Genomic DNA, 26,805 nt, shown 5'->3' on the forward strand with positions numbered 1-26,805 from the left:
CGGCCCCCCTTAGGTGTGGCGGTAGTGACGATTGACCGTCCTTCCCACCACACCTAAGCGATCACACCGGCGCCGGGACCAGGGCCGTCGTCAGGCGGTCCAGGTGTCGTGCCCGGTTACCAGCGACTGCAGGTGCCCGATGCGCTCCTCGGGCGTCGGCATCGAGACCTGGGCGCGGGCGGCGTCGTCGTGGACGGGACGCTGGACGTCGCGGAAGATGCCGATCGGTGACTGGCTCAGGCCGTGGCTGTCGGTCAGGGCGGCGATCGCCATCGCCTCCGCGACGTCGTCGGAGGTCTCGTCGTGCACGACGACGGTCCGCCCGCCCACCTCGTCGGTGGGCACGACGCTGAGCCGGCCGGTCACCGCGTCGCGGACCACGCTGCGCGTGCCGCCGGCGAAGACCAGCGGCTCGCCGTGGCGCAGCGGGATGATCGCGGGGGAGTCGGGCGCCTTCAGCCCGTCGAACACGCCGTCGTTGAAGATCGGGCAGTTCTGGTAGATCTCCACCAGCGAGGCACCGCGGTGCTGGACGGCGCGGGTCATGACCTCGGTGAGGTGGGCGCGGTCGGAGTCGACGGTGCGGGCCACGAACGTCGCCTCCGCGCCCAGCGCCAGCTTCACCGGGTTGAACGGGTGGTCAACCGATCCCGCGGGCGTCGACTTCGTCACCTTGCCGGACTCCGACGTCGGTGAGTACTGCCCCTTGGTGAGGCCGTAGATCCGGTTGTTGAACAGCAGGATCGTGATGTTGGTGTTGCGCCGCAGGGCATGGATCAGGTGGTTGCCGCCGATGGAGAGGGCGTCACCGTCGCCGGTCACCACCCACACCGCCAGGTCCGGGCGGGCCATCGCCAACCCTGTTGCGATCGACGGCGCGCGCCCGTGGATGGAGTGCATGCCGTAGGTGTCGAGGTAGTACGGGAACCGCGAGCTGCAACCGATCCCGGAGATGATGACGGTGTTCTCCCGGCGCACGCCGAGCTGCGGCATCAGGGACTGGAACGCGGCCAGCACGGCGTAGTCGCCGCAGCCCGGGCACCAGCGCACCTCCTGGTCGGACACGAAGTCCTTCCGATTGGTCGGGGTCAGTGAGAGCGGCACCCGGGCGAGGCCGCTGTCGGGGTGGTAGATGCTCATCGGGCGTCCTTCGAGTCGATGATGTCAAGCAGGTCTGCCTCGAACTCCGACGGCGAGATCGGCAACCCGCGCACCCGCGAGTAGGTCTCCACGTCGACGAGGTACTTCGCGCGCAGCAGCAGGGCCAGCTGGCCGAGGTTCATCTCGGGGGCGATCACGCGCTCGTAGGAGCGCAGGATCGCACCGAGGTTCTTCGGGAACGGGTTCAGGTGCCGCAGGTGGACGGTGGCCACCTTCCGGCCCCGACGGCGCACGCGCCGCGCGGTCGCTCCGATGGGTCCCCACGTCGAGCCCCAGCCGATGACCAGGACGTCGGCCTCCCCACTCGGGTCGTCCACCACGAGGTCCGGGATGGACTCCGCGATGCCGTCCACCTTCGCCTGGCGCAGCCGCACCATGGCGTCGTGGTTGGCCGGGTCGTAGGAGATGGAGCCGGTGCCGTCGGCCTTCTCGATGCCGCCGATCCGGTTCTCCAGCCCCGGCGTACCCGGCAGGGCCAGCGCGCGGGCGAGCTTGTCGTCGCGCAGGTAGGGCAGGAACTTGCCCCCCTCGGCGTTGGGTTCGGTGGCGAAGCCCGGATCGATGGCGGGCATGGCTTCGAGGTCTGGCACCAGCCAGGGCTCGGCACCGTTGGCCAGATAGCCGTCGGAGAGCACGATCACGGGCGTGCGGTAGGCCAGGGCGATCCGGGTGGCCTCGACTGCGACGTCGAAGCAGTCGCCGGCCGACTGGGCCGCGATCACCGGGACCGGTGCCTCACCGTGTCGGCCGAACACCGACTGGAGCAGGTCGGCCTGCTCGGTCTTGGTGGGCATGCCCGTCGAGGGTCCGGCACGCTGCACGTCGACCACCACCAGCGGCTGCTCGAGCATCAGCGCCAGCGAGATGAACTCGCTCTTCAGTGCCATGCCCGGGCCCGACGTCACGGTCACCCCGAGGTGCCCGCCGTAGGAGGCGCCCAGCGCGGACCCGATGGCGGCGATCTCGTCCTCGGCCTGGAACGTCATCACGCCGTGGTCCTTGTGGCGGGACAGTTCGTGCAGGACGTCGGAGGCGGGGGTGATGGGGTAGGCGCCCAGGAACAGCGGCAGGCCGGACTTGGCGGCCCCGGCCATGAGGCCGAGCGCGAGCGCCTTGTTGCCCGTGATCTGGCGGTAGGTGCCCGACGGCAGCGACGCCGGCTTGACCTCGTAGCGGACGGTGAAGTCCTCGGTGGTCTCGCCGTAGTGGTAGCCGGCGAGGTAGGCGGCGCGGTTGGCGTCGCGGATGAGCGGGTTCTTGGCGAACTTGCGCTCGAGGAACTCGATCGTGGGTTCGGTGGGCCGGGAGTACAGCCAGGTCAGCAGGCCCAGCGCCACCATGTTCTTGGACCGGGCGGCGTCCTTGCGGCCGAGCCCGAACGACTCGACGGCGGCGGTCGCCAGGCCGGTCAGGTCGACGGCGTGGACCTCATGGTCCTCCAGCGAACCGTCGGTCAGCGGATCGGCCTCGTAGCCGACCTTCGCCAGGTTGCGCTTGGTGAAGTCGTGGGTGTCGACGATCAGGATGCCGTCCCGGCGGAGGTCGGCCACGTTGGCCTTCAGGGAGGCCGGGTTCATCGCCACGAGCACGTCGGGACGGTCACCGGGGGTGCGGATGTCGTCGCCGGCGAAGTGGAGCTGGAAGCTGGAGACGCCGGCGATGGTGCCCTGGGGCGCCCGGATCTCGGCCGGGAAGTTGGGGAGGGTGGCGAAGTCGTTGCCGATGGCGGCAGCGTCGGCGGTGAAGCGGTCACCGGTGAGCTGCATGCCGTCGCCGGAGTCACCGGCGAAGCGGATTACGACGCGGTCCAGTGGGGTGGTGGTCACTTCTGGTTCAACTCTCTTCTCAGGAGGCCTCGGCGGGCGTGGCAGCGCGGTAGCGGCTGACGATCGCGGAGACGAGATGGGGGTGGATGCCGATGGGCTCGGCGACGGCGCGCAGCCCCAGAGCCGCGATGTGGTCCAGGTAGAGGCCGGGGGCAAGCGCGTGGGTGGCGACGGTCAGGTCGTGGTGGCCGTCGGCGTTCAGTTGTTCGACCGCCTGGGCGAGGGTCGGCTGGGAGGCGTAGATGAACCCGGTCCCTACGGGCCTCTCAACCAGTTCCGAGAGGCGCTCGGCCGTGGCGAGCACCTCGGCGTTCGCTCCCGGGCGGCTTGACCCGATGGCCGCCAGCACGACGGCGTCGCCCAGCGGACCCGCGGCCAGCAACCGGTCCGCGATGGCCCGCACCAGTTCCGGCCCGACATGGCCGGTGGCGACGGCGCGCCCGCCGGACTGGGCCACCGCCTCCTCGACGTCGTGGTCCACGTGGTAGCCCGCCGCGAGGAATGCCGGCACGATCACGGAGCGTTCGAAGCGCTGCACGGTCTCCGCGAGCAGTTCGTCGTGGATGTCCACCCAGCCGATCTCCACGGGGACCCCGGGGGCCGCGGCCGAGACGGCGGCGCGCAACTCGTCGGCGAACTCGACCCCACGGCGGTGCCGCGTGCCATGCAGGGCGATGATGAGGGTCGCGCTCACACCAGCTCCGATTCCAGGGCAGGGGCGGGTTCGGCGGGACGCTGCCGGCGGTGCTGCGCCACGGCGTGGGACACGAGCCCGACCCAGACCACCGCGACCACCCCGAGGGCGAGCCATTGCACGTCGACCCGGACGCCGAAAGCACCCAGCAGGGTGCGCAGGTTGGTCAGGACGATGATCCCTCCCACCGCGGTGCCCAGCACCCGGGCGGGCAGCTTGGTGACCAGCCACGCCGCGACGGGTGCTGCGATCAGGCCGCCGAGCAGCAGGACCCCGACGATCCGGAAGTCGAGCCCGGAGGTGCCGAGTGCCGCGAGGAACCCGACGGAGGCGAAGAACGACACCAGGAACTCCGAGGTGTCCACCGATCCGATGACGGTTCTCGGGGCGGTCCTGCCGGCGCTGAGCAGCGACGTCGTCGACACCGGACCCCACCCGCCGCCGCCGGTGGCGTCGACGAAACCGCCGAACAGCCCGAGTGGGACCAGGAACCGGGAGGTGTGGGGCGTGCGGCGCGCGTCGGAGACCGCCGGTGGGCGGAACGCGAACCTGGCCAGGATGTAGGAGCCGAGCAGCGCCAGGATGACCGCCATCACGGGCGCGGCCCACTGCGTGGACAGGTTCGACAGGAACGTCGCCCCGGCGAACGCGCCGACGGCGCCCGGCACGCCCAGCCGCAGCACGAGGCGCCAGTCGACGTTGCCCAGCCGCCAGTGCGACAGGCCGGAGGCGACGTTGGTGCCCACCTCCGCCAGGTGCACCGAGGCGCTGGCCAGCGCCGGGCTGAGCCCAACCAGCAGCAGCAGCGAGCTGGAGGTGACGCCGTAGCCCATGCCGAGGGCGCCGTCGACCAGCTGGGCCGCCAGGCCCACGAGTCCGATCAGGACGAGCTTGCGCATCAGATCGACCAGTTCGGGGTGGCGTCGACGGGGACGGCGGCCTCGTCGGAGAAGGCCTCGTCGCCGCGGATCATGCCCGCTGCCAGATTGGCGCCGGACTGGGGATCGATGAGCAGGAACGAGCCCGTCTGCCTGGAGGCGGCGTAGGCCTCGGCCATGATCGGGGCGGCGAGCCGCAGCCGCACCCGGCCGAGGTCGTTGAGCTCCAGGGACTCGGTGGTCTGAGGCCGCAGCGTGTCCAGGTCCAGGCGCCCGTCGATGTCGCGGACCACGGCCTGCGTCGTGCGGGTGGTGTGCTTGACCAGGACCTTCTGCCCGACGCGCAGCGGACGCTCCGCCAGCCACGCGACCATGCCGTCGAGGTCCTGCGTCGGCTCCGGCGGCGCCTCGGCCCCGGCGATCAGCTCACCGCGGGTGATGTCGATGTCGTCGGCCAGGCGCAGGGTCACCGACTGCGGCGCGAAGGCCTCCCCGAGCTCGCCGTCGGGGGTGTCGATGCCGACCACGGTGGTGCGACGCCCCGAGGGGAGCACCACCACGGGGTCACCCACCCGCACGACGCCGGAGGCCACCTGCCCGGCGTAGCCGCGGTACTCGACGTGGCGCGGATCCAGCGCCGCGTCCTGCGGCCGGATGGTCAGCTGCACGGGGAAGCGGAACGGCCGCTCGGTGGCGTCGGCCGACGGCAGTTCCTCCAGCAGCTCCAGCAGCGAGGGTCCCGCGTACCAGGAGAGCTTCTCGGAGCGGTCGACGATGTTGTCGCCCACCAGCGCGGAGACCGGCAGCACCCGGAGGTCGGGCACGCCCAGCTCGTCGGCCAGCCGGAAGATGTCGGCGGCGATCTCGTCGAAACGGTCCTGTGAGTAGTCCACCAGGTCGATCTTGTTGACCGCGACGATGATGTGCGGCACCCGCAGCAACTGCCCGACGGCGAGGTGGCGGCGGGTCTGCTCAAGCGCACCCTTGCGCGCGTCCACGAGCAGGACCAGCACATCGGCCGTCGAGGATCCGGTGACGGTGTTGCGGGTGTACTGCACGTGCCCGGGGCAGTCGGCCAGGATGAACGTGCGCTTCGCGGTTGCGAAGTAGCGGTAGGCGACGTCGATGGTGATGCCCTGCTCCCGCTCGGCGCGCAGGCCGTCGGTGAGCAGCGCCAGGTCGACGTGCCCCAGGCCTTTCGCCAGGCTGACGCGCTCGACAGCCTCGAGTTGGTCGGCCAGCACCGCCTTCGAGTCGTAGAGCAGCCGCCCCACGAGCGTGGACTTGCCGTCGTCGACGCTGCCGGCGGTGGCGATCCTGAGCAGCGTCGGTTCCGGGTGCTGCAGCTGGGTGTTGAGGTCGTGCATCAGAAGTACCCCTCCTTCTTGCGGTCTTCCATGGCGGCCTCGGTGACCCTGTCGTCGGCGCGGGTTGCGCCTCGTTCGGTGATGCGCGTGAGCGCGACTTCCGCGATCACGTCCGCGACGGTGCGGGCGTCGGACTCGACGGCGCCGGTGCAGGACATGTCGCCGACGGTGCGGTACCGCACCAGGCGGCGCTCGACCCGTTCGCCGTCGCGGGGCTGGGAGACGTCCCCGACGGCGAGCCACATGCCGTCGCGGCTGAACACGTCGCGTTCATGGGCGTAGTAGAGGCTGGGCAGGTCGATGTTCTCCGCGGCGATGTAGCGCCAGACGTCGAGTTCGGTCCAGTTGGAGAGCGGGAACACGCGCACGTGCTCCCCGGGGCGGTGCCTGGGGTTGTACAGATTCCACAGCTCGGGGCGCTGGTTGCGCGGGTCCCACTGGCCGAACTCGTCGCGCAGGCTCACCACCCGCTCCTTGGCGCGGGCCTTCTCCTCGTCGCGCCGCCCACCGCCGAAGACGGCGTCGAAGCGGCCTTCGGCGATGGCGTCGAGCAGCGGCTGGGTCTGCAGCGGGTTGCGGGTGCCGTCGGCCCGCTCCAGGAGGCGGCCGTCGTCGATGTAGTCCTGCACGCTCGCCACCACCAGGCGCAGCTTCAGGCGCTCGACGGTGGCGTCGCGGTGTGCGAGCACCTCCGGGAAGTTGTGGCCCGTGTCGACGTGCAGGACCGGGAAGGGCACGGGCGCCGGCCAGAACGCCTTGGCGGCCAGGTGCAGCATGACGATGGAGTCCTTGCCGCCGGAGAACAGGAGCACGGGGCGTTCCAGCTCCGAGACGATCTCGCGGAAGATGTGGATGGCCTCGGACTCGAGTGCCTTCAGGTGGCTGAGGGACCTGCCGGGCAGGACCGAGGTCTCGCGCATGGGGGCTCCTTCCTGTTCCGGGGTGACGTGGAGGCCGCATTCGGTCTTGGCGAATCCGGCCCAGCGGCCGGACCTGGGGTCCTCGCCGGGCGCGACGGGGCGGGTGCAGGGTTCGCACCCGATCGACGGGTAGCCCTCGTCGAGCAGGAAGTTCACGGGGACGCCGTGGCGGCCCGCGTACTCCATCACCTGTTCGGTGGTCCACGCGGCGACGGGGTTGATCTTGACCATCTCGTGCGCGGCGTCCCACTCGACCAGACGGGTGTTTGCGCGCAGGGCGTTGTCCTCACGCCGCACGCCGGTGACCCAGGCCTCGTAGCTGGCCAGTTCCCGGTTGATGGGCTCGACCTTGCGCATGGCGCAGCAGGCCTGCGGGTCACGCTCGTAGAGCCGTGGGCCGTGCTCGGCGTCCTGTTCCGCGACGGTGAGCCTGGGCAGCGCCTCCACGATCCGGACGTCCACGGCGTGCGCCAGGGCGTCCCGGGTGCCGATGGTTTCGACGAAGTGGTAGCCGGTCTGCAGGAACAGCACGTCGACGCCGGGGGAGTGCTGCGCGGCCAGGTGCGGCACCACGGTGTCGGCCGCCATCGAGCAGGCGACGACGAGGTTGCGCCCGAAGGTCTCGGCGGCCCAGGCGAGCACCTCGTCGGCGGTGGCGTCGGCGAAGCGCTCGGAGGCCTCCTCGGCGATGGCCCGGAGCTCGGCCGTCGTGCGGACGCGTCCGGGTCCGTGGGCGGGCGGGGCGATCGTCGTCATCGCAGCGACTCCTCTTCGGCTCGGTGCGCCCAGGTGGAGAAGCTCTCACCGTCGGCGCGCTCGGCGAGGAAGTTGCGCACCAGGCGCTCGACGAAGTCGGGCAGCTCCACGGCGGTCACCTTCAGGCCGCGCAGGGTGCGGCCCAGGCCGGGCTCGTCGCGGTCGCTGGAGGCGAGGCCCCCGCCCAGGTGCACCTGGTAGGCGAATTCGTTGCCGCCGTCGGCGCCCTTGGCGAGCTGGCCCTTCAGGCCGATGTCGGCCACCTGGATCCGGGCGCAGGAGTTGGGGCAGCCGTTCACGTTGAGCGTGATGGGGGTGTCGATCTCGACGCCGGCCAGCCGCTGCTCGAGCTCGGCGATGGTCTCCCTCGCGGTGTCCTTGGTGTTGACGAAGCTGAGCTTGCAGAACTCGATGCCGGTGCAGGCCATGGTGTTGCGGCGGAACGGCGAGGGGCGCCCGGTGAAACCGATGTTCTCGGTGCCCTCCAGCAGCGCGTCGACGGCGTCGGGTTCGACGTCGAGGACCACCACCTTCTGGTGCGGGGTGAACCGGATGCGCCGGGAGCCGGCCTGCTCGGCCAGGTCCGCGAGGGCGGCGAGGCGGGTGCCTGAGGCGCGGCCGACGGTGGGGGCGAGCCCGACGTAGCGAAGGCCGTCCTTCTGCTCGTGCACGCCGACGTGGTCGCCGGGCGTCCTGGCGGGGGCCGGGGCGGGCCCGTCGGCGAGGCGGCGGCCCAGGTACTCGGTCTCGAGGACCTCGCGGAACTTCTCCGGGCCCCACTCGGCCAGCAGGAACTTCAGGCGTGCCTTGTTGCGCAGGCGGCGGTAGCCGTAGTCGCGGAAGATGCCGATGACGCCGTACCAGACCTCGGCGGCCTCCTCCTGGCGGACGAACGCCCCCAGGCGCTCGGCCAGGCGCGGCGTCGTGGACAGCGCGCCGCCCACCCAGAGGTCGTAGCCGGGGCCGAGTTCGGGGTGCACGACGCCCACCAGCGAGATGTCGTTGATCTCGTGCACGACGTCGAGGCTGGGGTGCCCGGTGATCGCGGTCTTGAACTTGCGCGGCAGGTTGGCGACGGTCTCGTCGCCGATGTAGCGGTCCACGATCTCCCGGATGACGGGCGTCGGGTCGATGATCTCGTCGGCTGCGATGCCGGCGACGGGGGAACCGAGGAATCCTCGCGGGGTGTCGCCGCAGGCCATCGTCGTCTCCAGCCCGACCGACTCGAGCCGGTGCCAGATCTCGGGGACGTCCTCGATGGCGACCCAGTGGAGCTGGATGTTCTGGCGGTCGGAGATGTCGGCGGTGTCCCGGGCGAAGTCGGTGGAGATGCCGGCCACCACGCGCAGCTGTTCGGTGGTGAGCGCGCCGCCGTCGATGCGGATGCGCATCATGAAGTAGCGGTCGGAGAGCTCTTCGTCGCTCCACTTGCCGGTGTGCTCGCCGCCGACGCCCTGCTTGCGCTGGGTGTAGATGCCCAGCCAGCGGAACCTGCCGAACAGGTCCTCGGTGGGGATCGAGTCGAAGCCCTGCTTGGAGTAGACGTCGATGATCCGCTGGCGAACGTTCAACGGGTTCTCGGCGGCCTTGAACACCTCATTGGGGTTGAGCGGCTCCGTGCCGTCGACGAGCCACTGGCCGTTGGACTTGCCCGACGCCGACTGGCGCACGCGGGATGGGGTGGTGGTGGTCATGGTTCCTTCTTGGTTCGGGACGAGGGCGGGCCCGCTGGAACCTGGACTTCACCGGGCTCAGGCTGGGCCCGGGAGTCTCTGGAGGAGGTCGTCGGGCTTCAGTTGCCCAGACACATGGCCGACGCAACGCGCGCCAGATCAACGTGAGGTCGACTCACGAGGTGCGGGTTGCGAAAGGTAATCATCGTGGGCGAAACAGTAGGTGGGCGGCGGGGTCACTTTTTCCCGGCATCTCACCCAGCGGACCGGGCCGGCCTCGGGAGCGCGGAATCTGCTGAGGGCGAACAGCTATTCCCCGATCCATGTGATATTTCGGCGGACTTCATGGGTGTCGACGCCTGGCGTGTCCGGCCCCGCTGGTGCGTCGCCGCCTCGTTGCTGGCCCGCGCTCACACAAGCCGATGGCGCCGCCGGTGCCGGGGCTGCGGGTCGTCCACCGCGTCTATCGCGCGTCCACCAGCGCTCCCGCGCGTCGACCAGCGCTCCCGCGCGTCGACCAGCGCTCCCGCGCGTCGACCAGCGTTGTTCGTCGTGACCAGCCTTCTACGGCTGGTGGCGCGCAACAACGCTGGTGAATCGCGCGATCCACCAGCGCCCCCGAGCGTCCACCTGCGCTCCCGAGCGTCCACCAGCGCTCCTGCGTGTCGACCAGCGCTCCCGTGCGGTGACCAGCGCTCCTGCGTGTCGACCAGCGCTCCCGCGCGTTGACCAGCGTTGTTCGTCGTGACCAGCCCTCTACGGCTGGTGGCGCGCAACAACGCTGGTGAATCGCGCGGGCGACCCGCGACGTCGCCTCCGCGCGACGGGCGGGGCCTGATGAGGGGGGCGCAGCGGGGCCCGAGAACTTGGTAAGGGGCGCAGCGGGACTCGAGGACCTTGGTAAGGGTGCGACCGGTCCCGTCAGTCTGCTGATGCCAAGATGGCGTGCAGTTCGTCGCCGGTGAGGTCGATCGGGTTGCCCTTCATGGAACTCGACCTCACCGCCTTGGCGACGACGTCGTCGTGGTCCTCGGCGCGCAGGCCGAGAGCGGCCAGTCCGGGGGTGCCGAGCCGGACGGCGAGCTCGACCAGCCAGTCCTCCAGCGCCTGGAGCGAGAGCTCGCCCGTCAGTGTTTCCGCGGCGAGCAGGTACCCGGCCAGGGCCGGAGAGTCGGGCTCGCGCTGGGAGAGCGCCCGGATGTTGGCCGACGTCGTCGGCGCCAGCAGCGCGGCACAGATGGCGCCGTGCGGGGCGCCCGTCGTGCCACCGAGGACTCCGGCCAGCCCGTGAACGGCGCCGAGCTTCGCGTTGGCCAGCGACAGCCCGCCCATGAGGGAGCAGAACGCGACGTCGGTGCGCGCCGCCAGGTCATGCCCGTTCTCCACCGCGCGGACGAGCCCTCGTGCGGCGGACCGGAGGCCGGCGAGCGCCAGCGCCTCGACGAGAGGATTGGTCATCCGGGACGTGAGGGGCTCCAGACACTGGGTCAGCGCATCCATCCCGGACTGTGAGGTCACGTCCCGGGGGCAGGAGACCGTCAACTCCGGGTCGATGATCGCCACTTTCGCGAGCATAGACGGGGACCGCAGTGACACCTTCACCTGGTGCACCGGTGAGGACAGGACCGCGTTCGACGTGACCTCGGAGCCGGTGCCCGCAGTCGTCGGGACCGCCACGAACGGCAGCGACGTCGCCGGCAGCCTGTGGCCGGCACCGATCACCTCGGCGTAGTCGAGCGGGTCACCGTCGGCGACGACGAGGCTGGCGACGGCTTTGGCGAGGTCGAGCACCGCACCGCCACCGATGCCGACGATGACGTCGGCCTCCGCCTCCCGGGCCGCGCCAACGGCGGTGCGGGCGTCGTCGAAGGTGGGTTCGCCGTCGAGGGCGAAGTGGCCCACCTCGGCGAGTTCGGCGGTCACCGGGTCCGTGCGCCGCCTGTTCGATCCGGTCACCAGGAAGGGGCGGCGGCCCAACCGCCCTGCCTCGTCGGCGAGCCCTTCGACGGTGCCCGCCCCGAACCTGATCGTGGCGGCAGTGGCGAACGAGAATGCGGTCATGGGACCAGCGTGCCAGACGGTGCGCGGGTGGGCGTCGCGGTGCACGGATTCCCGCACTCTCGGATTCTCCACGGCAGGTCAGCGGACGCGGCTCACCGCCGACGATTGACCAGCGTTGTTGCGCGACACCAGCCTCGTAGCGCTGGTCGCGACGAACAACGCTGGTGAACGGCTGGAAGCGCTGGTGAACGGTGGGGGAGCGCTAGTGAATGGCTGGAAGCGCTGGTCGGGACGAACAACGCTGGTGAACGGGCGGGAGCGCTGGTGAATGGCTGGGAGCGCTGGTGAGCCACCGCTCGGCGGGGGGGTCAGGGCACCCGGTGGACCTTGTGCTGCGCGGCCTGTGCCCGCGGGCGCACCACCATGCGGTCGATGTTGACGTGGGAGGGCCTCGTGACCACCCACGAGACCACGTCGGCGATGTCCTCGGCCACCAGCGGCTCCGCGACGCCGGCGTACACCGCGGCCGCGCGCTCCTCGTCGCCGTCGAACCGGGTCAACGAGAACTCCTCGGTCCTGACCATCCCGGGGCTGATCTCGCATACGCGCACCGGCAGATCGTAGATCTCCAGCCGCAGCGCCTCGACGATGGCCCGTTCGCCGGCCTTCGCGGCGCAGTACCCGGCGGCCCCCTCGTAGGTGACCTCGGCCGCGGTGGACGTGACGAACACCACGACGCCCTCGCCGGCCACCAGCGCCGGGAGCAGCGCCTTCGTGACCCGGCCGGTGCCGACGACGTTGACATCCAGCATTCGCGCCCAGCCGTCGAGGTCCGCGTCCATGACGGGTTCCAGCCCGATGGCACCACCGGCGTTGTTCACCAGTACCTCGAGCCTCGGCCCCACGTGCTCCGCGAGCTGGGCGACGTCGTCGGCCGAGGTGATGTCGCAGGCGACGGCCGTGCCGCCGATCTCCGCGGCGAGGGCTTCGATGCGCTCTACCCGCCGGGCGGCGCAGAAGACGTGGAAGCCGTCGGCGGCGAGGCGACGGGCGGTGGCGGCTCCGATCCCGGAGGATGCGCCGGTGACGACGGCGGTGCGGTTGCTCATGGGGACAACCTACCCAGACGCGGCGACGCCCGGCCGCCGGGCTGGGGACGGGCGTCGCGACAAAACTCTGGGCAGCGGCGCTACTTCTTGCCCTGGTTCTTGACGGCCTCGATGGACGCGGCCGCAGCATCGGGATCAAGGTAACGTCCCCCGCGGGTGACCGGCTTCAGGTCCTCGTCGAGTTCGTAGTACAGCGGGATCCCGGTGGGGATGTTGAGGCCGGAGATCTCGTCGTCAGAGATGTCATCGAGGTGCTTGACCAGCGCGCGCAGCGAGTTGCCGTGGGCGGCGATCAGCACGGTCTTGCCCGCCTCGAGGTCCGGGACGATGTCGGAGTGCCAGTACGGCAGCATCCGGGCGACGACGTCCTTGAGGCATTCGGTCAGGGGACGCTCGGCCTCGGGGATGTCGGCGTAGCGGGGGTCGTTGTGCTGGCTGAACTCGGAGTCCGGCTCGATCGGCGGCGGCGGGACGTCGTAGCTGCGACGCCACTGCATGAACTGCTCCTCGCCGAACTGGTCCCGGATCTCGGTCTTGTTCAGCCCCTGGAGCTTGCCGTAGTGGCGCTCGTTGAGGCGCCAGCTGCGCTTCACGGGGATCCAGTGGCGATCACAGCCGTCGAGGGCGATGTTGGCCGTGTGGATGGCGCGACGCAGCAGCGAGGTGTGCAGCACGTCGGGCAGCAGGTCCTCGCTCTTCATGAGCTCGGCGGCCTTCTCAGCCTCCCCGACGCCCTTCTCGTTGATGTCGACGTCCACCCAGCCGGTGAACAGGTTCTTGGCATTCCATTCGCTCTCACCGTGGCGGAGCAGGATCAGCTTTCCGGTCATGGGACCAAACACTACAGGTGGCCCACCTCAGGCGTTCGGCCAGTGCTCCCCTTCGGGGGCGTGGCCGGTGACGAGGTAGATGACGCGGCGAGCAACGGCGACGGCGTGGTCGGCGAACCGCTCGTAGTAGCGTCCCAGCAACGCGACGTCGACTGCCTGGGCGGTGGTGCCCTGCCAGTTGTCGTCGAGGACCGTGGCGAAGTGGTCCCTGCGCAGTTCGTCCACCTCGACGTCGATCGACGCCAGCGACATGGCCTCCGACGCGTCGTGGTCACGGAGGCTGGCGGAGGCGATCTGCACCATCTTCACGCAGACCTCGCTCATGCGCTGGAAGTTGGGTTCGAGTTCCTCCACGACGGCGTGGCTGGGGAAGCGCAGGCGTGCGATCTTGGCGATGTGGGCCGACAGGTCCCCCATGCGGGCCAGTTCGAAGACCACGCGAATGGCCGAGACAATGGTGCGCAGCTCGCCGGCGACGGGGGCCTGCAAGGCCAGCAGCGAGAGGCACTTGTACTCAAGTTCCTCGTGCATGGCGTCCAGCTTCGCGTCGTCGGAGATCACGGACTCGGCGCGTCCCAGGTCTGCCGTCAGGAGCGCTGCGGTTGCCTCCGTCATCGCGACCTCGACCAGGCGCGACATCTCATGGAGCCTGTCCAGGATGCCTTCGAGTTCTTCGTGGTAGCTAGCGCGCATCGTTGTCGCCCTTTCTCAGAGGTCTTGGGTCAGTCTAGTGGCTGACGTGGTTTCGCCGCCTCAGGGCGGGGTCATGTCGAGGCTAGCCAACGCATCCGTCATTGCCCCAGCAGCAGGTGTCCGGCTCGTGAACGATGGGTGAATCCTTGGTTGCGCCCAGCCCTGCCGGTGCGCCCGGCACCCCAGGAACGGGGAATAGGATGCGGGCATGCCCCCTGCCCTGGCCGGTCTGATCGGCGCGCTCACGACCCTGGCCGTCGTGCTCCTCGTGATCGGAATCCGCCGAGGCATCGAAAGCCGGCAGCGGATGCTCCGCCCGGCACCCGGGAGCCAGGCCACCCCTGACCTGGCGCGGATCGTCGACGCGCTCGGTCACGGTGCCGTCCTCGTCGGTTCCCACGACGAGGTCCTGGCCTCCAACGACGCCGGCGCCGGCATGGGTCTGGTCCGGGGGACCCGGATCGGGTTCAAGGAACTCCTCGCCCTGGTCCGGCAGGCCAGGGAGTCCGGGAAGACCTTCACCGGCACCATCGAGCGTGAACGCGAACCGGGCACCGAGGTGCTGGAGCTCACCGGACGGGTGATCCCCCTGGAAGACGACATGGTCCTGGTCATCGCGGAGGACGAGTCGGCCCACCGGCGCGTGGAGGCGGTGCGCCGGGACTTCGTCGCCAACGTCTCCCACGAGCTCAAGACCCCAATCGGCGCCATCGCCATCCTCGCGGAGGCGATCGAGGCCGCGAGCGATGACCCGGAGGCGGTATCCAAGTTCGTCGGACGACTCCAGATGGAGAGCAGCCGGCTCAGTGAGCTGGTGAGCCAGATCATCGACCTGTCACGCCTGCAGTCGTCGGACCCCGCGGTGCTCGAGGACATCGTGGAGGTCGACGAGGTCATCGACGAGGCGCTCGGCAGGGCGCGCGTCCTGGCCGCCAACCGTGGCGTCAACCTCATCCGGGCCAAGTCGCCGACGCCCTTCCGGGTGCACGGCAACCGCTGGCAGCTCGCCGACGCGGTCACCAACCTGGTGCAGAACGCCATCGTCTACTCCGACGTCAACGCAAGGGTGGCAGTGTCGGTCGTGGGTGTCGTCGAGGACGGCGACGAGTTCGTCGAGATCAAGGTCGCCGACAACGGGATCGGCATCTCCATTGAGGACCAGGCCCGCATTTTTGAGCGGTTCTACCGCGTGGACTACGGTCGGAGCCGGGGCAACGGCGGCACCGGTCTCGGACTGTCCATCGTGCGGCACATCGCACTGGCGCACGGGGGAACCATCCGCGTGTGGTCCCGCCCGCACCAGGGCTCCACCTTCACGCTCCGCCTCCCCGTGTACCTGGGCGAGGATGAGCCCGACGAAATCGAAGAGGACGAGGACTGATCGTGACGCGCATCTTGATCATCGAGGACGAGGACTCCTACCGCGAGGCCCTCACCTTCATGCTCCGCAAGGAGGGTTTCGACGTCTCTTCCGCACCCGACGGCGCCACGGGGCTGGCCGAGTTCGACAGCTCCGGCGCGGACCTGGTGCTGCTGGACCTCATGATGCCCGGAATGACGGGCATGGAGGTGTGCCGCCAACTGCGCCAGCGCGGGAACGTCGCCATCGTCATGGTCACCGCCCGGGACTCCGAGGTCGACAAGGTGGTCGGACTTGAACTGGGTGCCGACGACTACGTCACCAAGCCCTTCAGCCACCGGGAACTGGTGGCCAGGATCCGGGCGGTGCTGCGCCGCGGCCAGGACCAGGTGTTGCTGCCCGAGGTCGTGGAGGTCGACGGGGTGCGCATCGACGTCGAGCGCCACCAGGTCAACGTCGACGGCGTGGACGTGCGGTTCGCGTTGCGGGAGTTCGAACTGCTCGAACTGCTGCTGAGGAACGCGGGCCGGGTGATGACCCGCGGTCAGCTCATCGACAGGATCTGGGGCAGCGACTACGTCGGCGACACCAAGACCCTCGACGTGCACATCAAGCGGCTGCGCTCCAAGATCGAGAAGGACCCCTCGAACCCCGAGCGGCTGATCACCGTGCGGGGACTCGGCTACAAGTACCAGGGCTGACGGGCCCGGCCCTCAGGCGCCCTCGAGGACCTCGTCGTAGTCCGCGTGCTCGGCCGACATCACGGGCGTCTGCAGCACGAGCTGGGTTCCGTCCTCGAACTGCAGCGCGACGTGCGCGAGCCGTCCCGGGAGGAGTTCGGCGCCCTCGACGGTGGCGTTGCCGGCATCCAGCTTGAGGACGCCGTTGCGGCGGATCTCTTCCCCGCCCAGGTCGAGCATCACCGGCTCGCCCCGTTCACCGTTCTCGTCCTCCGCGGCCACCGCGACGCCGGTGAGCGTGACGTCCTCGCTCGCGACGATGGTGCCCAGCACGGCGGCCTGGCCGGACTCGTCGGCCACCACCAGGAAGTTGCGAGCCTTCACAGGGCCGGCGTCTGCCTGCACGCCTGCCGCTGGAGGTGCGTCATAGCGCCAGTCTCCCGCGGTGCAACCGGTGGTGAGGACTGCTGCCAGCGCGGCGGCGGCCAGCCACGTCCGGACACGACGATTCGGGGTTGACGCTGACATGGAGCTCCTCCGGGTAGGGGCGAGGTCGCGGTCATCCTATACCGACGATCCGGGATGAAAAGGGTTCAACCCCCCGACATGGTAGAATGAACCTGAGGAAAGGGGCCATAACCTATGACTTTTTCAGTCGGCGAAACGGTGGTCTACCCCAATCATGGGGCGGCAGTCATCGAAGACCTGGAGACCCGCCAGATCAAGGGCGAGGACAGACTTTACCTGGTACTGCGAATCATCGGTCAGAACGACCTGGTGGTGAGGGTTCCGGCGCACAACCTGGATCTGGTCGGCGTGAGGGACGTGGTCGACGCCGCTGGGCTGGAGCGGGTTTTCAGTGTGCTGCGCGCTGAGCACACCGAGGAGCCCACCAACTGGTCCCGCCGCTTCAAGGCCAATCTCGAGAAGCTGCACTCCGGCAACGTCATCAAGGTCTCCGAGGTCGTCCGCGACCTTTGGCGACGTGACCGTGACAAGGGCCTTTCCGCCGGTGAGAAGCGGATGCTCGCCAAGGCGCGCACCATCCTCGTCGCCGAGCTGGCGCTGGCCGAGGACGTCGCGGAGGACCGGGCGGAGCACCTGCTCGACGAGGTCCTGGCTTCCTGAACTCGCAGAGCAAACTCAGTTGAACAACACTCAACCGGTCGTCGCCATCGTGGTGGCGGCCGGTTCTGGTTCGCGGTTGGGTGCCGAAGTTCCCAAGGCCCTCGTGGAACTCGACGGCGTGACGCTCATCGAACGCTGTCTCCGAGCACTCGCCGACGGAGGGGTCAGTCGCGCCGTCGTCACCGTACCCGTCACCCACAGCCAAGAGTTCGCCGAGATTCTCTCAGCCCCGCCACTGCCGGTGCGTCTGGTGGTCGGCGGTCTCCGCCGGCAGGACTCAGTCCGGCTCGGGGCCGAGGCCCTCTCGGAGGAGTTCGCCGACGCCGTGGTCCTCGTGCACGATGCCGCCCGTCCGCTGGTCCCCGCAGCCGTGGTCGCCGACGTCGCCCGCGCCGTCGCGGGAGGAGCTGACGCGGTGATCCCGGCCGTCGCCGTCGTGGACTCCATCCGCGAGTTGACCAGCGAAGGGTCGCGGGTGGTGGACCGGGCCACGCTGCGCGCGGTGCAGACGCCGCAGGGATTCCCGCTGGCCACGCTCCTGGCAGCCCACCGGCATCTCGTGCGCGCAGACCTCGAGGTCACCGACGACGCCGCCGCGGCCGAGGCCATCGGGGCGAGCGTCACCATCGTCCCCGGTCACCGGGATGCCATGAAGATCACTGAGCCGGTGGACATGGTGCTTGCCAGGGCGATCCTGGCGGGAAGGTCACAATGAGCAACCGCGTCGGGATCGGGACCGATGTCCACCAGTTCGCCGAGGGCGTGCCCATGTGGCTCGCAGGGCTCCACTTCCCGGACGAGCCGGCCGGCCTGAGCGGCCATTCCGACGGCGACGTCGCGGCCCACGCCGCCTGCGATGCGCTTCTGGGGGCAGCGGGGCTGGGTGACCTGGGCAGCAACTACGGCACCGCGGAGCCCGAATGGGCGGGCGCGAGTGGTGTGGCCTTCCTGGCGGAGACGGCGCGACGCGTGCGCGCGGCGGGCTACGAGATAGACAACGTGGCGGTGCAGGTGATCGGCAACCGTCCGCGCTTGGGCCCGCGCCGGGACGAGGCGGTGTCCGAACTCAGCCGGGCGCTGGGCGCACCCGTGAGCGTCTCCGCCACCACCACCGACGGCCTCGGCCTCACCGGCCGCGGAGAGGGACTGGCCGCGATCGCCGTCGCCTCCCTGCGTACCAGCCAGGAAGTGCCGCTACTCAACCTCTGACGACGGAACGGTCCAGGTGTTGCACGTCGCCATCGCCGGGTCACTGAGTCCCCGCTCCACCCACAGCACGCGGTTGTCACCGGTGCCGTGGTTGCCCACTTCTGTCGGATCGCCCCCGAAGCGCTCCCTCAGGACGTCGTCGCCGATGTCGAAGGAGATCGCGGACAGGTCCTCCACGTCCGCGTCCGTGAGCTGTAGCGATTCGGCGAGGCTCAGCATGCCCGTGCCCGCGAAGCAGTCCGCCTGCAGTTCCACCCGTCGGCTGAACTCCAGGGCGATGTCCTCTGGGGCCTGCACCTCCACGATCTTCGAAGACGCGAAGACCCCGATCCGGCCCTGCATCGCATGGCCGTACTCGTGGGCAATGATCAGTTCGTAGAGCACGCGCGCCGACGCCGTCTCGGGGGGCAGCACCCGAGCGATGTCCGGGGCCAGGTAAAGGTTCTGGTCACCGCCACAGAAGAAGGCGTTCATGGATTCGGCTGTGCCGCACTGGGTCTGTACCGTGCCGCCGGCGGGGTAGACGGTCAGCCGGGGCTGGTACGCGACGAAGCCGGCCTCCTCCAGCAGCGGTCCCCAGGCCCTCGTGAGGCAGCCGACGAACTCACCCATGCGAGCTTCGAGCTCGTCGTCGGACAATCCCAGGGGTTCATCCTCGAGGGCAAGGTCGCAGCGCACCGGCACGGCCATGGTCTCCTGGTAGACCGGGTTGTCCTCGAGCAGCGCCACCAGTTCCTCTTCCGTGGTCGGGATCTCGAGGTCTGGTGGTGAGGATGTCACGGCGGGGACCTCGTAGTCCTCGTTGAGGTAGCGCGGGCCAACCTGATCCGGTCCACCGCGGGGAAGGAAGGCGTAAACCAGCATTCCGGCGAGCACCACGCCCGCGATGACGACGGTGGCGACGAGCGCAGCCGGCGGTCCTGACTTCCGCGGCGGCCGCGGCGGGGGGAACTGGCCGGACGGGCCGAATCCGCCTGGGCCGTAGGGGCCGCCCGCCTGAGGTCCGAGCTGGACGGAGGGCGGGTACGACTGGCCGAACCCTTGGGATCCGAAGGGGTGCCCCTGCCCGCCCCAGCCGCCGAAGCTCGAGCGCGTCGACCCCGGGCCGTACGGGTTGCCGAACTGCGGGCCGGAAGGCTGCGAATAGGGGTTGCGGGGTAGCGTCACGAGCATCAGGGTAACGGCAACCGCGGGCAGGGGCTGCCCCGCTGGATTGCCTTCGTGTTGATCCGGGGTTTGCGATAGCGTCCTCCCCGAGACTCTCAAGCCAATAGGAGCCGGACCTTGTTGAATACCTCATCGGTGCGGCGCGGCCAGCGCCTGCTCTCCATCGTGTGGCTGACCGTCATGGTGGGCCTGCTCGGGGCGGCCACCGCACACGCCGACGGTCCGACGGCCGACACCTACGTCTTCGAGGGCGAACTGGGTGCCGACGGCATCCTGAAGGCGACAGAGACCATCACCTTCTCCGAAGCGCCCGACGAGCTGGTCCAGCGCATCGCGCTCGAATCCCCGATCGATGACAGCAGCAGCTTCGCCTATGAGGTCTCCGACGTCACCGCCAGCGTCGGCGGTGCCGAGGCCAACGCGGAAGTGACCCGGGACGGCGACTACCTCGTCATCGCGCTGGACACCTCGGAAGCCGCTGACCAGCCCGTGACCATCTCCTACGAGGTCTCCGGCGCCACCCGCACCGAGCAGGGAGCCACGGGCGAGCTGACCCTCTTCACCTGGCGCGCGCTCCAGGGCCTCAACGTCGGGGTGGCGGAGGTCAGCGGGACCATCAGGGTGGGTGCCATCCCCGAGCTCATCGACTGCCTGGCTGGCCCGCCCGGTGCCGTCGTCAAGTGTGAGCTCTACGCCGCGGGTACCCACGACGCCCCCATGCCCATCTTCCAGAGCTTCGATCGGGGAGTCGGGGAACAGGTGACCATCACCGTCGGCGTCTCGAGCGGCGCCGTCGCCGCCACCGACGTGGTGCGCGAGGACTGGAGCATGGACCGCGCGTTCGCCATCACGCCGCTCACCGTCCTCACGGCTCTCGGGGCGCTGGCGCTCGGCGCCCTGGCTCTCTATCTACTGCATCGTCGAAGCGGGACCGACCTGCACCACGACGACCAGTTCATCCCGGTGGCCTCCTTCCGGCCAGTGGGGGAGGGTGAGTCCGTCTTCGAGATCCACGAAGGTGTCCGTCCCGGCCACGTCGGCACGGTGGCCGACGAGCGTGTCGACCCGGTCGACGTCACCGCCACACTGCTGGACCTCGCCGTGCGCGGGCACCTGCTGATCACCGAACTTCCGCATGACCAGCACGGATTGCTCGACTGGAAGCTCACGCGCACGGAGACCGGCGGCGACGAGCTGGCCAGGTACGAGACCCAGATCCTAGACGCCATCGCTCCCGTGGGCGGGGAGACGCTGGTCTCGAAGCTGCCCGCGACTCTGACCCCGGTGATCGGGGACGTGCAGGACTCCCTGTACGACGAGGTGGTCGCGCGCGGCTGGTTCGAGTCGCGCCCGGACTCCACCCGCAGCAACTGGCGTCGGATCGGGATCATCGGGGTCATTGTTGCAGCCGTCGTGGCGGGCCTCCTTGTGGCCTTCACCAACTTCGGGCTACTGGGCCTCGTCCTGGTGGTGCTGGCGCTGGGGCTGGTGTGGGTGGGCGACCGCATGCCGCGCCGCACGAAGAAGGGCGCGAAGCTGGTCAGCGGCCTCGGTGCGCTCTCCTCGCTGCTGGCCACTCACCCCACCGACAACATGCCCGCTGGCCGGGAACTGCCCGAGATCTCCCGGCTGCTTCCCTACGCCGTCGTGCTGGGCGGCAAGGAGCGCTGGCTGGACGCCATAGTCCGGGCCGACAACGATGCGACGCCCGACCCGGCAGCGATCTCCTGGTACCACGCTCCCGCCACCTGGCACCTCAAGGACCTGCCGGCCTCTCTGACGCAGTTCATCCACACGGTGCAGGGCGAGCTCTTCGCCCGCTGAGCAGACAAGAGGCGCCGACCGGGAATCCCCGGTCGGCGCCTCTTGTGTTCCGGGCCTCAGATCTCGAAGCCGGGGTACAGGGGGTGGGCCTGGAGGAGGCCGTCGGCCACGTTGCGGCTGTTGGCCGCGACGTCGGTGGCGAGCACGTACTTGGCCTTGCCCGGCTTGCCCTCCTTGGTGGGGGTGGGCGTCGCCGAGGACAGTACCTCGTGGATCAGCTGCGCCACGGCGTCCATGTCGGAGGTGGTGAACCCCCGCGAAGTGAGGGCGGGCGTACCCAGGCGGACGCCGCTGGTGTACCAGGCTCCGTTCGGGTCGTTCGGGATGGCGTTGCGGTTGGTCACGATGCCGGCGTCCAGCAGCGCGGACTCCGCCTGGCGTCCGGTCAGGTCGTAACCGGTCACGTCCAGGAGCACGATGTGGTTGTCGGTGCCTCCGGTGACGAGCTTGCCGCCCCGCGTGAGCAGGCCCTCGGCCAGTGCCTTGGCGTTGTCGGCGACGTTGTGGGCGTAGGTCTGGAACTCAGCGGTGCGGGCCTCCGCCAGCGCGACGGCCTTGGCGGCCATGACGTGGCTGAGCGGGCCGCCGAGGACCAGGGGGCAGCCGCGGTCGACGTCGGCAGCGTACTCCTGTGTGGCCAGCACCATGCCGCCGCGCGGGCCGCGCAGCGACTTGTGGGTGGTGGTCGTCACGACGTGTGCGTAGGGGATCGGGTCCTCCTCGCCGGTGAAGACCTTGCCTGCCACCAGCCCGGCGAAGTGGGCCATGTCCACCATCAGGACCGCGCCCACCTCGTCGGCGATCTCGCGCATCCTGGCGAAGTTCACGCGGCGGGGGTAGGCGGAGTAGCCGGCCACGAGGATCAGCGGCTTGAACTCCCGGGCTTGCTCGCGCAGGGCGTCGTAGTCCAGCAGCTGGGTCTCGGGGTCCGTGCCGTAGGAGGCCTGGTGGAACATCTTGCCGGAGACGTTCGGGCGGAAGCCGTGGGTGAGGTGGCCACCGGCGTCGAGGCTCATGCCCAGCAGGCGCTGCTCACCAAAGCGGTGGCGCAGCGTCTCCCAGTCCGTCTCCGAGAGCTGTGAGACGTTCTTGACGCCGAACTCCTCCAGTGCGGGAAGTTCCACATGGTGGGCCAGGATGGCCCAGTAGGCGGTCAGGTTCGCGTCGATGCCGGAGTGCGGCTGGACGTAGGCGTACTCCGCCCCGAACAGTTCCCGGGCGTGCTCGGCGGCGACGGACTCGACGGTGTCGACGTTCTGGCATCCGGCGTAGAAGCGGTGACCGACGGTGCCCTCGGCGTACTTGTCACTGAGCCAGGTGCCCATGGTGGCCAGCACAGGGAGGCTGGCGTAGTTCTCCGAGGCGATGAGCTTCAGCGAACCTCGCTGGTCGGCGAGTTCGGCGCGGGTGGCGGCCGCGATACGCGGTTCCACGGCTTCGATCGTGCTGAGCAGGGTCTGGTAGGCCGCGCTGAGGCCCATGGTGTCTGTCACGTTGCTCCTTCGGGGTGGTCTGGCATCAGTCTAGGACGATGTCCACCCGGGCACGGACCGGCGACCACGGCGACTGGCTCCGTCATCGTCTACCCTTGCCACTCGTGGGTCAGATTGTGAGCAGACGGGCCGCCCTGCTGGGAGTGGCTGCGGCGACGGTGTCGGGCTGCGCGTTCGAGCCGGTCAGTTTCCAACCCCCCAGCCCGAGCCCCTCGCCCACCGCGAGCGTAGACCCGGCCAAGGTCGTCGACTCCCAGTACTTCCTCCGTTCCCGCGACGGCGCCCCCAAGAACCTGCCCGAGGGCAGCCGGGGCGTTCAGCGGATCGCCACGCCCCACCTGGATGCGACGTTGCAGGCGTGGTTCACCGGCGAGCGCCTGTCCCTCGAGACGGCCGCGCAGGTGGGTGAGACCGCGCCCCTCAAGGCATCCGACGGCCACGAGCTGGCGGCGTTCACCCTCAGGGGCGGTGTCCCCGGCTACATCGAGACCACAGAGCATGTGGTGACCAGCCGCCTGCTGCTGGGTGACAGCGTGATCGAGTTGCCGAATCTGTTCGACAAGTTCAATCCTCCATCGGGGTCCTACCTGCGGGAGTGGGAGATGTTCGTCTTCAGCGTGGTCGAGGGGGAGCCGATCACCCTTCAGGTCACCGACGAGGGCAAGACGGTCAGCGTCGACCTGCGCACCGGTCTGCCCACCGTCGACGACGCCTGGCGCGCCAACACCGGCTTCCGGGATCGATGGGACATCTCCTGCGCCCCGGAGAACGGGGTGTTCAAGCGGGGCTTCACGACGATGCCGACCGCGGGCTTTGACGCGGAGACAGGCGAACTCGCCGTCGGACTGCAGCCGGACACGCTCAGTGGGCTGCTGCCCTGGACCCCGAACCTGGGCTGGGCTCCGGAGGGTCACCAATGGCTGGCGGTACCGATGAACGTGCGCGTCCAGGTGCCGACCGGGAAGGTGTTTCCGCAGGTCAACCTGGACGTGCCGGCGTCGTTCCTCTACCAGGACGAAGCCGGGGAGTTCCACCCGGCTGTGCATCCGGCAACGGTGACCACCGACGCCCTCGCCCGGCAGCAGGTGGACCTGATCGTGACCTGGGCGGTCACCGGGCGCGACGCGACCGCACAGTTCAGCTTCAACGCCGTCGGCCCTATCGAGGTGGACTACACCGACTACCAGAACATGCCGGCGCAGTTCACCACGGAAGCGGTGCCGCTGGAGTTCTCCCTGGCTTACACCCCCCGCGCCTGACTTCGACAGGCTGTTCCGGCTCGCCCGCCGGTTGGGAAGCGTGGAACATGCGGGTCCGACTGCCGACCCGGTTGCGCCACGCTTGCGCCGGGTCGGCTAACCGGTTGGACTGCAGGGGTCGGGTCGGGACGAGGCCGGGCGCGCAAAAAGGCTGGGGGGATCTGCAGGGGTCGGGTCGGGGACGAGGCCGGGCGCGTAAAAGGCTTGAAACCCGAGAACCACCCAACGGATGCTAACCAGCGGCTGCCAACAACGGCGCCCGGACTCGTCCCCGACCCGACCCGAACACCCGACCCGACCCGACCACCCGACCCGACCCGACCACCCGACCCGACCCGAACACCCGACCCGAACACCCACCAAAAGCGGCCGCAAACAGAGTCAGGAGAGCTGTGACCGCTGCTGGCTGATCTCGTACAGTGCCACCGACGCCGCCACCGAGGCATTCAGCGACTCCACGGCGCTCGCGATGGGGATGGAGACGAGGACGTCGCAGTGCTCGCGGACCAGGCGGGAGAGGCCCTCGCCCTCGGAGCCGACCACCACCAGCACCGGACCGTCGACGCCGGGGATCCCCGACATCGGCACTTCGCTCTCACCGGCGAGTCCCACGATGGTCATGCCCATCTTCGAGGCCTGCTCGAGAGCGCGGTTGAGGTTGGTGGCCATGGCGACGGGTATGCGGGCCGCCGCTCCCGCTGAGGTCTTCCAGGCAGCGGCCGTCATGGAGGCGGACCGACGCGACGGAATCACGACGCCCTGTGCTCCGAAGGCGGCTGCCGAGCGGATGATGGCACCGAGGTTGCGGGGGTCGGTGACGCCGTCGAGCGCGACGACGAGGCCGGCGGCGTCGGCGGCCAGCGCGTCGGCGAACACGTCCTCGGGGTCTGCGTACTCGAAGGCGGGCAACTGCAGCGCCACGCCCTGGTGCACCAGGTTGCCGGTCACCCGATCGAGCTCGGCGCGGGTCACCTGCAGCAGGGGCATGGAGTGCTCGGCGGTGAACTTCAGGATGTCGCGCAGGCGGTCGTCGCGTTCGGCGCCCTCGGCGACCAGGGCCTGCTTCACCGGCATGCCGGCCTGGAGCGCCTCGAGGACGGGGTTGCGGCCCACCACCCAGTCGGCACCGACGGCGCTGCGGGTGGTGCGCTGCTTCGCGGGTTCCCGCTTGGCGGCGGCCTGCTTGGCCTTGTGTGCCTTGTGGTAGACGCGGTCCTCCGCCTTGGGGGTGGGGCCCCTGCCGGCGAGGGAGCGACGGATGCGCCCACCCGAACCGGCAGTCCTGCCCTTGCCCTTCGAGGTGGCTCCGCGACGCGACGAGTTTCCGGGCATCAGTGCTTCTCCAGACTCCAGCGCGGACCGCTGGGGGTGTCGGTGATTGAGAGTCCCACCGCGGTGAGGGTGTCTCGGATGGCGTCGGCCGTGGCCCAGTCCTTGGCAGCCCGGGCGGCGTTGCGCTGCTCCAGGACGTGCGCGACGAGCCCGTCGACCACGGGCACCAGATCGCTGGTGGCGGTCTGTTGGGTGGCCCACTCGGGGGCGGCGGGGTTGAGGCCCAGGACGTCGAGCATCGCGGTGATCGCGACGAGGTGGGTCACGACCGCGTCGGCGTCGCCGGCCGTGATGGCCTGGTTGCCGGCGCGGATCGCGTCGAACAGTGCTGCGACGGCGCCGGGGGTGCCGAGGTCGTCGTCCATGGCCTCGGTGAAGCTGGTCCAGTGCGGCGTCGACGGCTCGGGCGACACCTGGGCCTCGCCGACCAGTTCGGCCGCCCGCAACAGGAAGGAATCGATCCGTTCGATGGCCTTCTCCGCCTCCGCCAGGGACCCGGCGGTCTCGGCGTCGTGGGGGGAGAACTCGATGGTCGAACGGTAGTGGGGTGCGGCGAGGTAGTACCGGACGGCGCGGGGGTTGTGGGTGCCGGTGACCTCGGAGACCTGGGCGGTGTTGCCCAGCGACTTGCTCATCTTCTCCCCGGCCATGGTCACCCAGGCGTTGTGCATCCAGTAGCGGGCGAAACCACGGCCAGCCGCAGCCGACTGCGCCAGCTCGTTCTCGTGGTGGGGGAACCTGAGGTCGATGCCGCCACCGTGGATGTCGAAGCTGTCGCCCAGGTACTTGCCGGCCATCGCGGAGCACTCCAGATGCCATCCCGGGCGACCACGCCCCCAGGGCGCCGGCCAGGACGCGGTCAGGGGCTCGGAGACCTTGTGACCCTTCCAGAGGGCGAAGTCGCGGGGGTCGCGTTTGCCGCGAGGATCCGCGTCCTCGGCCGGGGCCATCTCGTCGAGCTTCTGCCCGGACAGTTCTCCGTAGCGGGACCAGGAGCGCACGTCGAAGTAGACGTCCCCCGAACCGTCGTCGGCGACGTAGGCGTGGCCGGCCGCGAGCAGCGTCTCGACCAGTTCCACCATCTCCGTGATGTGGCCGGTGGCGCGGGGTTCGTAGGTGGGCGGCTTGCAGCCCAGAGCGGCGTAGGCGTCGTGGAGTTCACGCTCGAACCGGTAGGCGTGGGCCCACCACTCGACGCCCTGCTCCGCGGACTTGTTGAGGATCTTGTCGTCGATGTCGGTGACGTTGGCGACGACGGTGACCTCAAGGCCCTTGCGCTCCAGCCACCGGCGCAGGACGTCGAAGACGACCTCCTTGCGGATGTGTCCAAGGTGTGGGGAGGACTGCACTGTGAGACCGCAGTGGTAGATCGACACCTCGCCGTCGACGAGGGGAACGAAGGGGCGCACCTGACGCTGCGCGGTGTCATACAACCGGAGACTCAC

Annotated in this window: 24 protein-coding genes and 1 pseudogene; 7 read left to right on the forward strand and 18 right to left on the reverse strand. The window is 69.7% G+C overall.

What is annotated here, in order from left to right; genetic code table 11:
* Window positions 1–90 precede the first annotated feature (90 nt).
* The 13 genes and pseudogenes from LKO27_RS00755 to phoU form a co-directional block, all read right to left on the reverse strand.
* Window positions 91–1,140, reverse strand: coding sequence for a 2-oxoacid:ferredoxin oxidoreductase subunit beta (locus LKO27_RS00755; RefSeq protein ID WP_227734998.1), 1,050 nt, complete (start codon window positions 1,138–1,140; stop codon window positions 91–93).
* Entirely contained in the window at window positions 1,137–3,032 is a 1,896-nt protein-coding gene (locus LKO27_RS00760; RefSeq protein ID WP_255621964.1) for a 2-oxoacid:acceptor oxidoreductase subunit alpha, read from the reverse strand. Before LKO27_RS00760 ends, LKO27_RS00755 begins: the two co-directional genes overlap by 4 nt.
* Entirely contained in the window at window positions 3,007–3,681 is a 675-nt protein-coding gene (locus LKO27_RS00765; protein ID WP_227735000.1) for a CbiX/SirB N-terminal domain-containing protein, read from the reverse strand. The genes LKO27_RS00760 and LKO27_RS00765 overlap by 26 nt, the downstream gene beginning before the upstream one ends.
* On the reverse strand, window positions 3,678–4,580 hold the full coding sequence (locus LKO27_RS00770; RefSeq protein ID WP_227735001.1) for a sulfite exporter TauE/SafE family protein: 903 nt from the start codon (window positions 4,578–4,580) through the stop codon (window positions 3,678–3,680). Before LKO27_RS00770 ends, LKO27_RS00765 begins: the two co-directional genes overlap by 4 nt.
* Window positions 4,580–5,926, reverse strand: coding sequence for a sulfate adenylyltransferase subunit 1 (locus tag LKO27_RS00775; protein WP_227735002.1), 1,347 nt, complete (start codon window positions 5,924–5,926; stop codon window positions 4,580–4,582). The genes LKO27_RS00770 and LKO27_RS00775 overlap by 1 nt, the downstream gene beginning before the upstream one ends.
* Window positions 5,926–6,846: a sulfate adenylyltransferase subunit CysD gene (gene cysD, locus LKO27_RS00780; protein WP_227737176.1), complete on the reverse strand. Its 921-nt coding sequence runs from the start codon at window positions 6,844–6,846 to the stop codon at window positions 5,926–5,928. The genes LKO27_RS00775 and cysD overlap by 1 nt, the downstream gene beginning before the upstream one ends.
* 27 nt (window positions 6,847–6,873) lie before the next feature.
* Window positions 6,874–7,602, reverse strand: a pseudogene (locus tag LKO27_RS00785) (phosphoadenylyl-sulfate reductase); the annotation flags it as partial.
* The gene (locus tag LKO27_RS00790) at window positions 7,599–9,296 is read right to left on the reverse strand and encodes a nitrite/sulfite reductase (RefSeq protein WP_227735003.1); all 1,698 of its coding nucleotides are present in this window, start codon (window positions 9,294–9,296) and stop codon (window positions 7,599–7,601) included. The gene LKO27_RS00790 and the pseudogene LKO27_RS00785, both read right to left, overlap by 4 nt.
* A gap of 98 nt (window positions 9,297–9,394) precedes the next feature.
* Window positions 9,395–9,481, reverse strand: a complete 87-nt coding sequence (locus tag LKO27_RS15445) for a putative leader peptide (RefSeq protein WP_370629972.1) — start codon at window positions 9,479–9,481, stop codon at window positions 9,395–9,397.
* A gap of 715 nt (window positions 9,482–10,196) precedes the next feature.
* Window positions 10,197–11,336, reverse strand: coding sequence for an iron-containing alcohol dehydrogenase (locus tag LKO27_RS00795; protein WP_227735004.1), 1,140 nt, complete (start codon window positions 11,334–11,336; stop codon window positions 10,197–10,199).
* Window positions 11,337–11,644: 308 nt separating this feature from the next.
* A complete protein-coding gene (locus LKO27_RS00800) occupies window positions 11,645–12,385 on the reverse strand; it encodes an SDR family oxidoreductase (RefSeq protein WP_227735005.1) in 741 nt (246 codons plus the stop codon).
* Window positions 12,386–12,465: 80 nt separating this feature from the next.
* Window positions 12,466–13,215 carry a phosphoglyceromutase gene (locus tag LKO27_RS00805; RefSeq protein WP_227735006.1) on the reverse strand — a complete coding sequence of 250 codons (750 nt, stop codon included), beginning with the start codon at window positions 13,213–13,215 and terminating at the stop codon, window positions 12,466–12,468.
* A 27-nt stretch (window positions 13,216–13,242) separates the two neighbouring features.
* Window positions 13,243–13,908, reverse strand: a complete 666-nt coding sequence (phoU, locus tag LKO27_RS00810; protein WP_227735007.1) for a phosphate signaling complex protein PhoU — start codon at window positions 13,906–13,908, stop codon at window positions 13,243–13,245.
* Between the two features lie 208 nt (window positions 13,909–14,116).
* Between phoU and LKO27_RS00815 the strand changes: the two genes are divergently transcribed.
* Both LKO27_RS00815 and LKO27_RS00820 read left to right on the forward strand, forming a co-directional pair.
* The gene (locus LKO27_RS00815) at window positions 14,117–15,289 is read left to right on the forward strand and encodes a cell wall metabolism sensor histidine kinase WalK (RefSeq protein WP_227735008.1); all 1,173 of its coding nucleotides are present in this window, start codon (window positions 14,117–14,119) and stop codon (window positions 15,287–15,289) included.
* 2 nt (window positions 15,290–15,291) lie between these two features.
* Complete coding sequence (locus tag LKO27_RS00820; RefSeq protein ID WP_227735009.1) at window positions 15,292–15,969, forward strand: response regulator transcription factor; 678 nt, start codon at window positions 15,292–15,294, stop codon at window positions 15,967–15,969.
* 12 nt (window positions 15,970–15,981) lie between these two features.
* Here LKO27_RS00820 and LKO27_RS00825 read toward each other — a convergent pair whose 3' ends face one another.
* Window positions 15,982–16,476, reverse strand: coding sequence for a hypothetical protein (locus LKO27_RS00825; RefSeq protein ID WP_227735010.1), 495 nt, complete (start codon window positions 16,474–16,476; stop codon window positions 15,982–15,984).
* Window positions 16,477–16,590: 114 nt separating this feature from the next.
* Here LKO27_RS00825 and LKO27_RS00830 point away from each other — a divergent pair, with 114 nt between their 5' ends.
* The 3 genes from LKO27_RS00830 to ispF are packed head-to-tail and all read left to right on the forward strand — an operon-like array spanning window position 16,591 to window position 18,285.
* Window positions 16,591–17,076 (forward strand): CarD family transcriptional regulator, encoded by a 486-nt coding sequence (locus LKO27_RS00830; RefSeq protein WP_227735011.1) that lies wholly within the window; start codon window positions 16,591–16,593, stop codon window positions 17,074–17,076.
* A 19-nt stretch (window positions 17,077–17,095) separates the two neighbouring features.
* A complete protein-coding gene (gene ispD, locus LKO27_RS00835) occupies window positions 17,096–17,791 on the forward strand; it encodes a 2-C-methyl-D-erythritol 4-phosphate cytidylyltransferase (RefSeq protein ID WP_227735012.1) in 696 nt (231 codons plus the stop codon).
* Complete coding sequence (gene ispF / locus LKO27_RS00840) at window positions 17,788–18,285, forward strand: 2-C-methyl-D-erythritol 2,4-cyclodiphosphate synthase (protein WP_227735013.1); 498 nt, start codon at window positions 17,788–17,790, stop codon at window positions 18,283–18,285. Before ispD ends, ispF begins: the two co-directional genes overlap by 4 nt.
* Here the strand turns inward: ispF and LKO27_RS15450 are convergent.
* Window positions 18,271–19,452 (reverse strand): neutral zinc metallopeptidase, encoded by a 1,182-nt coding sequence (locus LKO27_RS15450; protein ID WP_227735014.1) that lies wholly within the window; start codon window positions 19,450–19,452, stop codon window positions 18,271–18,273. The genes ispF and LKO27_RS15450 overlap by 15 nt on opposite strands.
* A gap of 117 nt (window positions 19,453–19,569) precedes the next feature.
* On the opposite strand from LKO27_RS15450, the gene LKO27_RS00850 reads away from it, so the two are divergent.
* A complete protein-coding gene (locus LKO27_RS00850; protein ID WP_227735015.1) occupies window positions 19,570–21,276 on the forward strand; it encodes a DUF2207 domain-containing protein in 1,707 nt (568 codons plus the stop codon).
* A gap of 56 nt (window positions 21,277–21,332) precedes the next feature.
* Here LKO27_RS00850 and LKO27_RS00855 read toward each other — a convergent pair whose 3' ends face one another.
* The gene (locus LKO27_RS00855; RefSeq protein WP_227737177.1) at window positions 21,333–22,757 is read right to left on the reverse strand and encodes a glycine hydroxymethyltransferase; all 1,425 of its coding nucleotides are present in this window, start codon (window positions 22,755–22,757) and stop codon (window positions 21,333–21,335) included.
* 128 nt (window positions 22,758–22,885) lie between these two features.
* On the opposite strand from LKO27_RS00855, the gene LKO27_RS00860 reads away from it, so the two are divergent.
* Complete coding sequence (locus LKO27_RS00860) at window positions 22,886–24,028, forward strand: hypothetical protein (protein WP_227735016.1); 1,143 nt, start codon at window positions 22,886–22,888, stop codon at window positions 24,026–24,028.
* 381 nt (window positions 24,029–24,409) lie between these two features.
* Here LKO27_RS00860 and rlmB read toward each other — a convergent pair whose 3' ends face one another.
* Window positions 24,410–25,360 carry a 23S rRNA (guanosine(2251)-2'-O)-methyltransferase RlmB gene (gene rlmB, locus LKO27_RS00865; protein WP_227735017.1) on the reverse strand — a complete coding sequence of 317 codons (951 nt, stop codon included), beginning with the start codon at window positions 25,358–25,360 and terminating at the stop codon, window positions 24,410–24,412.
* Window positions 25,360–26,805: a cysteine--tRNA ligase gene (cysS, locus tag LKO27_RS00870; RefSeq protein ID WP_227735018.1), complete on the reverse strand. Its 1,446-nt coding sequence runs from the start codon at window positions 26,803–26,805 to the stop codon at window positions 25,360–25,362. Before cysS ends, rlmB begins: the two co-directional genes overlap by 1 nt.

The organism is Tessaracoccus sp. OS52 (assembly GCF_020687685.1).
Lineage (GTDB): Bacteria > Actinomycetota > Actinomycetes > Propionibacteriales > Propionibacteriaceae > Arachnia.

Excerpts from the sequence above, each read along its gene's own strand:
- LKO27_RS00790 (WP_227735003.1), bottom strand. The coding sequence starts at position 9,296 with ATGACCACCACCACCCCATCCCGCGTGCGCCAGTCGGCGTCGGGCAAG.
- LKO27_RS00755 (WP_227734998.1), bottom strand. The coding sequence starts at position 1,140 with ATGAGCATCTACCACCCCGACAGCGGCCTCGCCCGGGTGCCGCTCTCA.
- rlmB (WP_227735017.1), bottom strand. The coding sequence starts at position 25,360 with ATGCCCGGAAACTCGTCGCGTCGCGGAGCCACCTCGAAGGGCAAGGGC.
- LKO27_RS00855 (WP_227737177.1), bottom strand. The coding sequence starts at position 22,757 with ATGGGCCTCAGCGCGGCCTACCAGACCCTGCTCAGCACGATCGAAGCC.
- LKO27_RS00795 (WP_227735004.1), bottom strand. The coding sequence starts at position 11,336 with ATGACCGCATTCTCGTTCGCCACTGCCGCCACGATCAGGTTCGGGGCG.
- LKO27_RS00815 (WP_227735008.1), top strand. The coding sequence starts at position 14,117 with ATGCCCCCTGCCCTGGCCGGTCTGATCGGCGCGCTCACGACCCTGGCC.
- cysD (WP_227737176.1), bottom strand. The coding sequence starts at position 6,846 with ATGCGCGAGACCTCGGTCCTGCCCGGCAGGTCCCTCAGCCACCTGAAG.
- LKO27_RS00805 (WP_227735006.1), bottom strand. The coding sequence starts at position 13,215 with ATGACCGGAAAGCTGATCCTGCTCCGCCACGGTGAGAGCGAATGGAAT.
- LKO27_RS15445 (WP_370629972.1), bottom strand. The coding sequence starts at position 9,481 with ATGATTACCTTTCGCAACCCGCACCTCGTGAGTCGACCTCACGTTGAT.
- ispF (WP_227735013.1), top strand. The coding sequence starts at position 17,788 with ATGAGCAACCGCGTCGGGATCGGGACCGATGTCCACCAGTTCGCCGAG.
- LKO27_RS00775 (WP_227735002.1), bottom strand. The coding sequence starts at position 5,926 with ATGCACGACCTCAACACCCAGCTGCAGCACCCGGAACCGACGCTGCTC.
- LKO27_RS00825 (WP_227735010.1), bottom strand. The coding sequence starts at position 16,476 with ATGTCAGCGTCAACCCCGAATCGTCGTGTCCGGACGTGGCTGGCCGCC.
- LKO27_RS00800 (WP_227735005.1), bottom strand. The coding sequence starts at position 12,385 with ATGAGCAACCGCACCGCCGTCGTCACCGGCGCATCCTCCGGGATCGGA.
- LKO27_RS00830 (WP_227735011.1), top strand. The coding sequence starts at position 16,591 with ATGACTTTTTCAGTCGGCGAAACGGTGGTCTACCCCAATCATGGGGCG.
- phoU (WP_227735007.1), bottom strand. The coding sequence starts at position 13,908 with ATGCGCGCTAGCTACCACGAAGAACTCGAAGGCATCCTGGACAGGCTC.
- LKO27_RS00770 (WP_227735001.1), bottom strand. The coding sequence starts at position 4,580 with ATGCGCAAGCTCGTCCTGATCGGACTCGTGGGCCTGGCGGCCCAGCTG.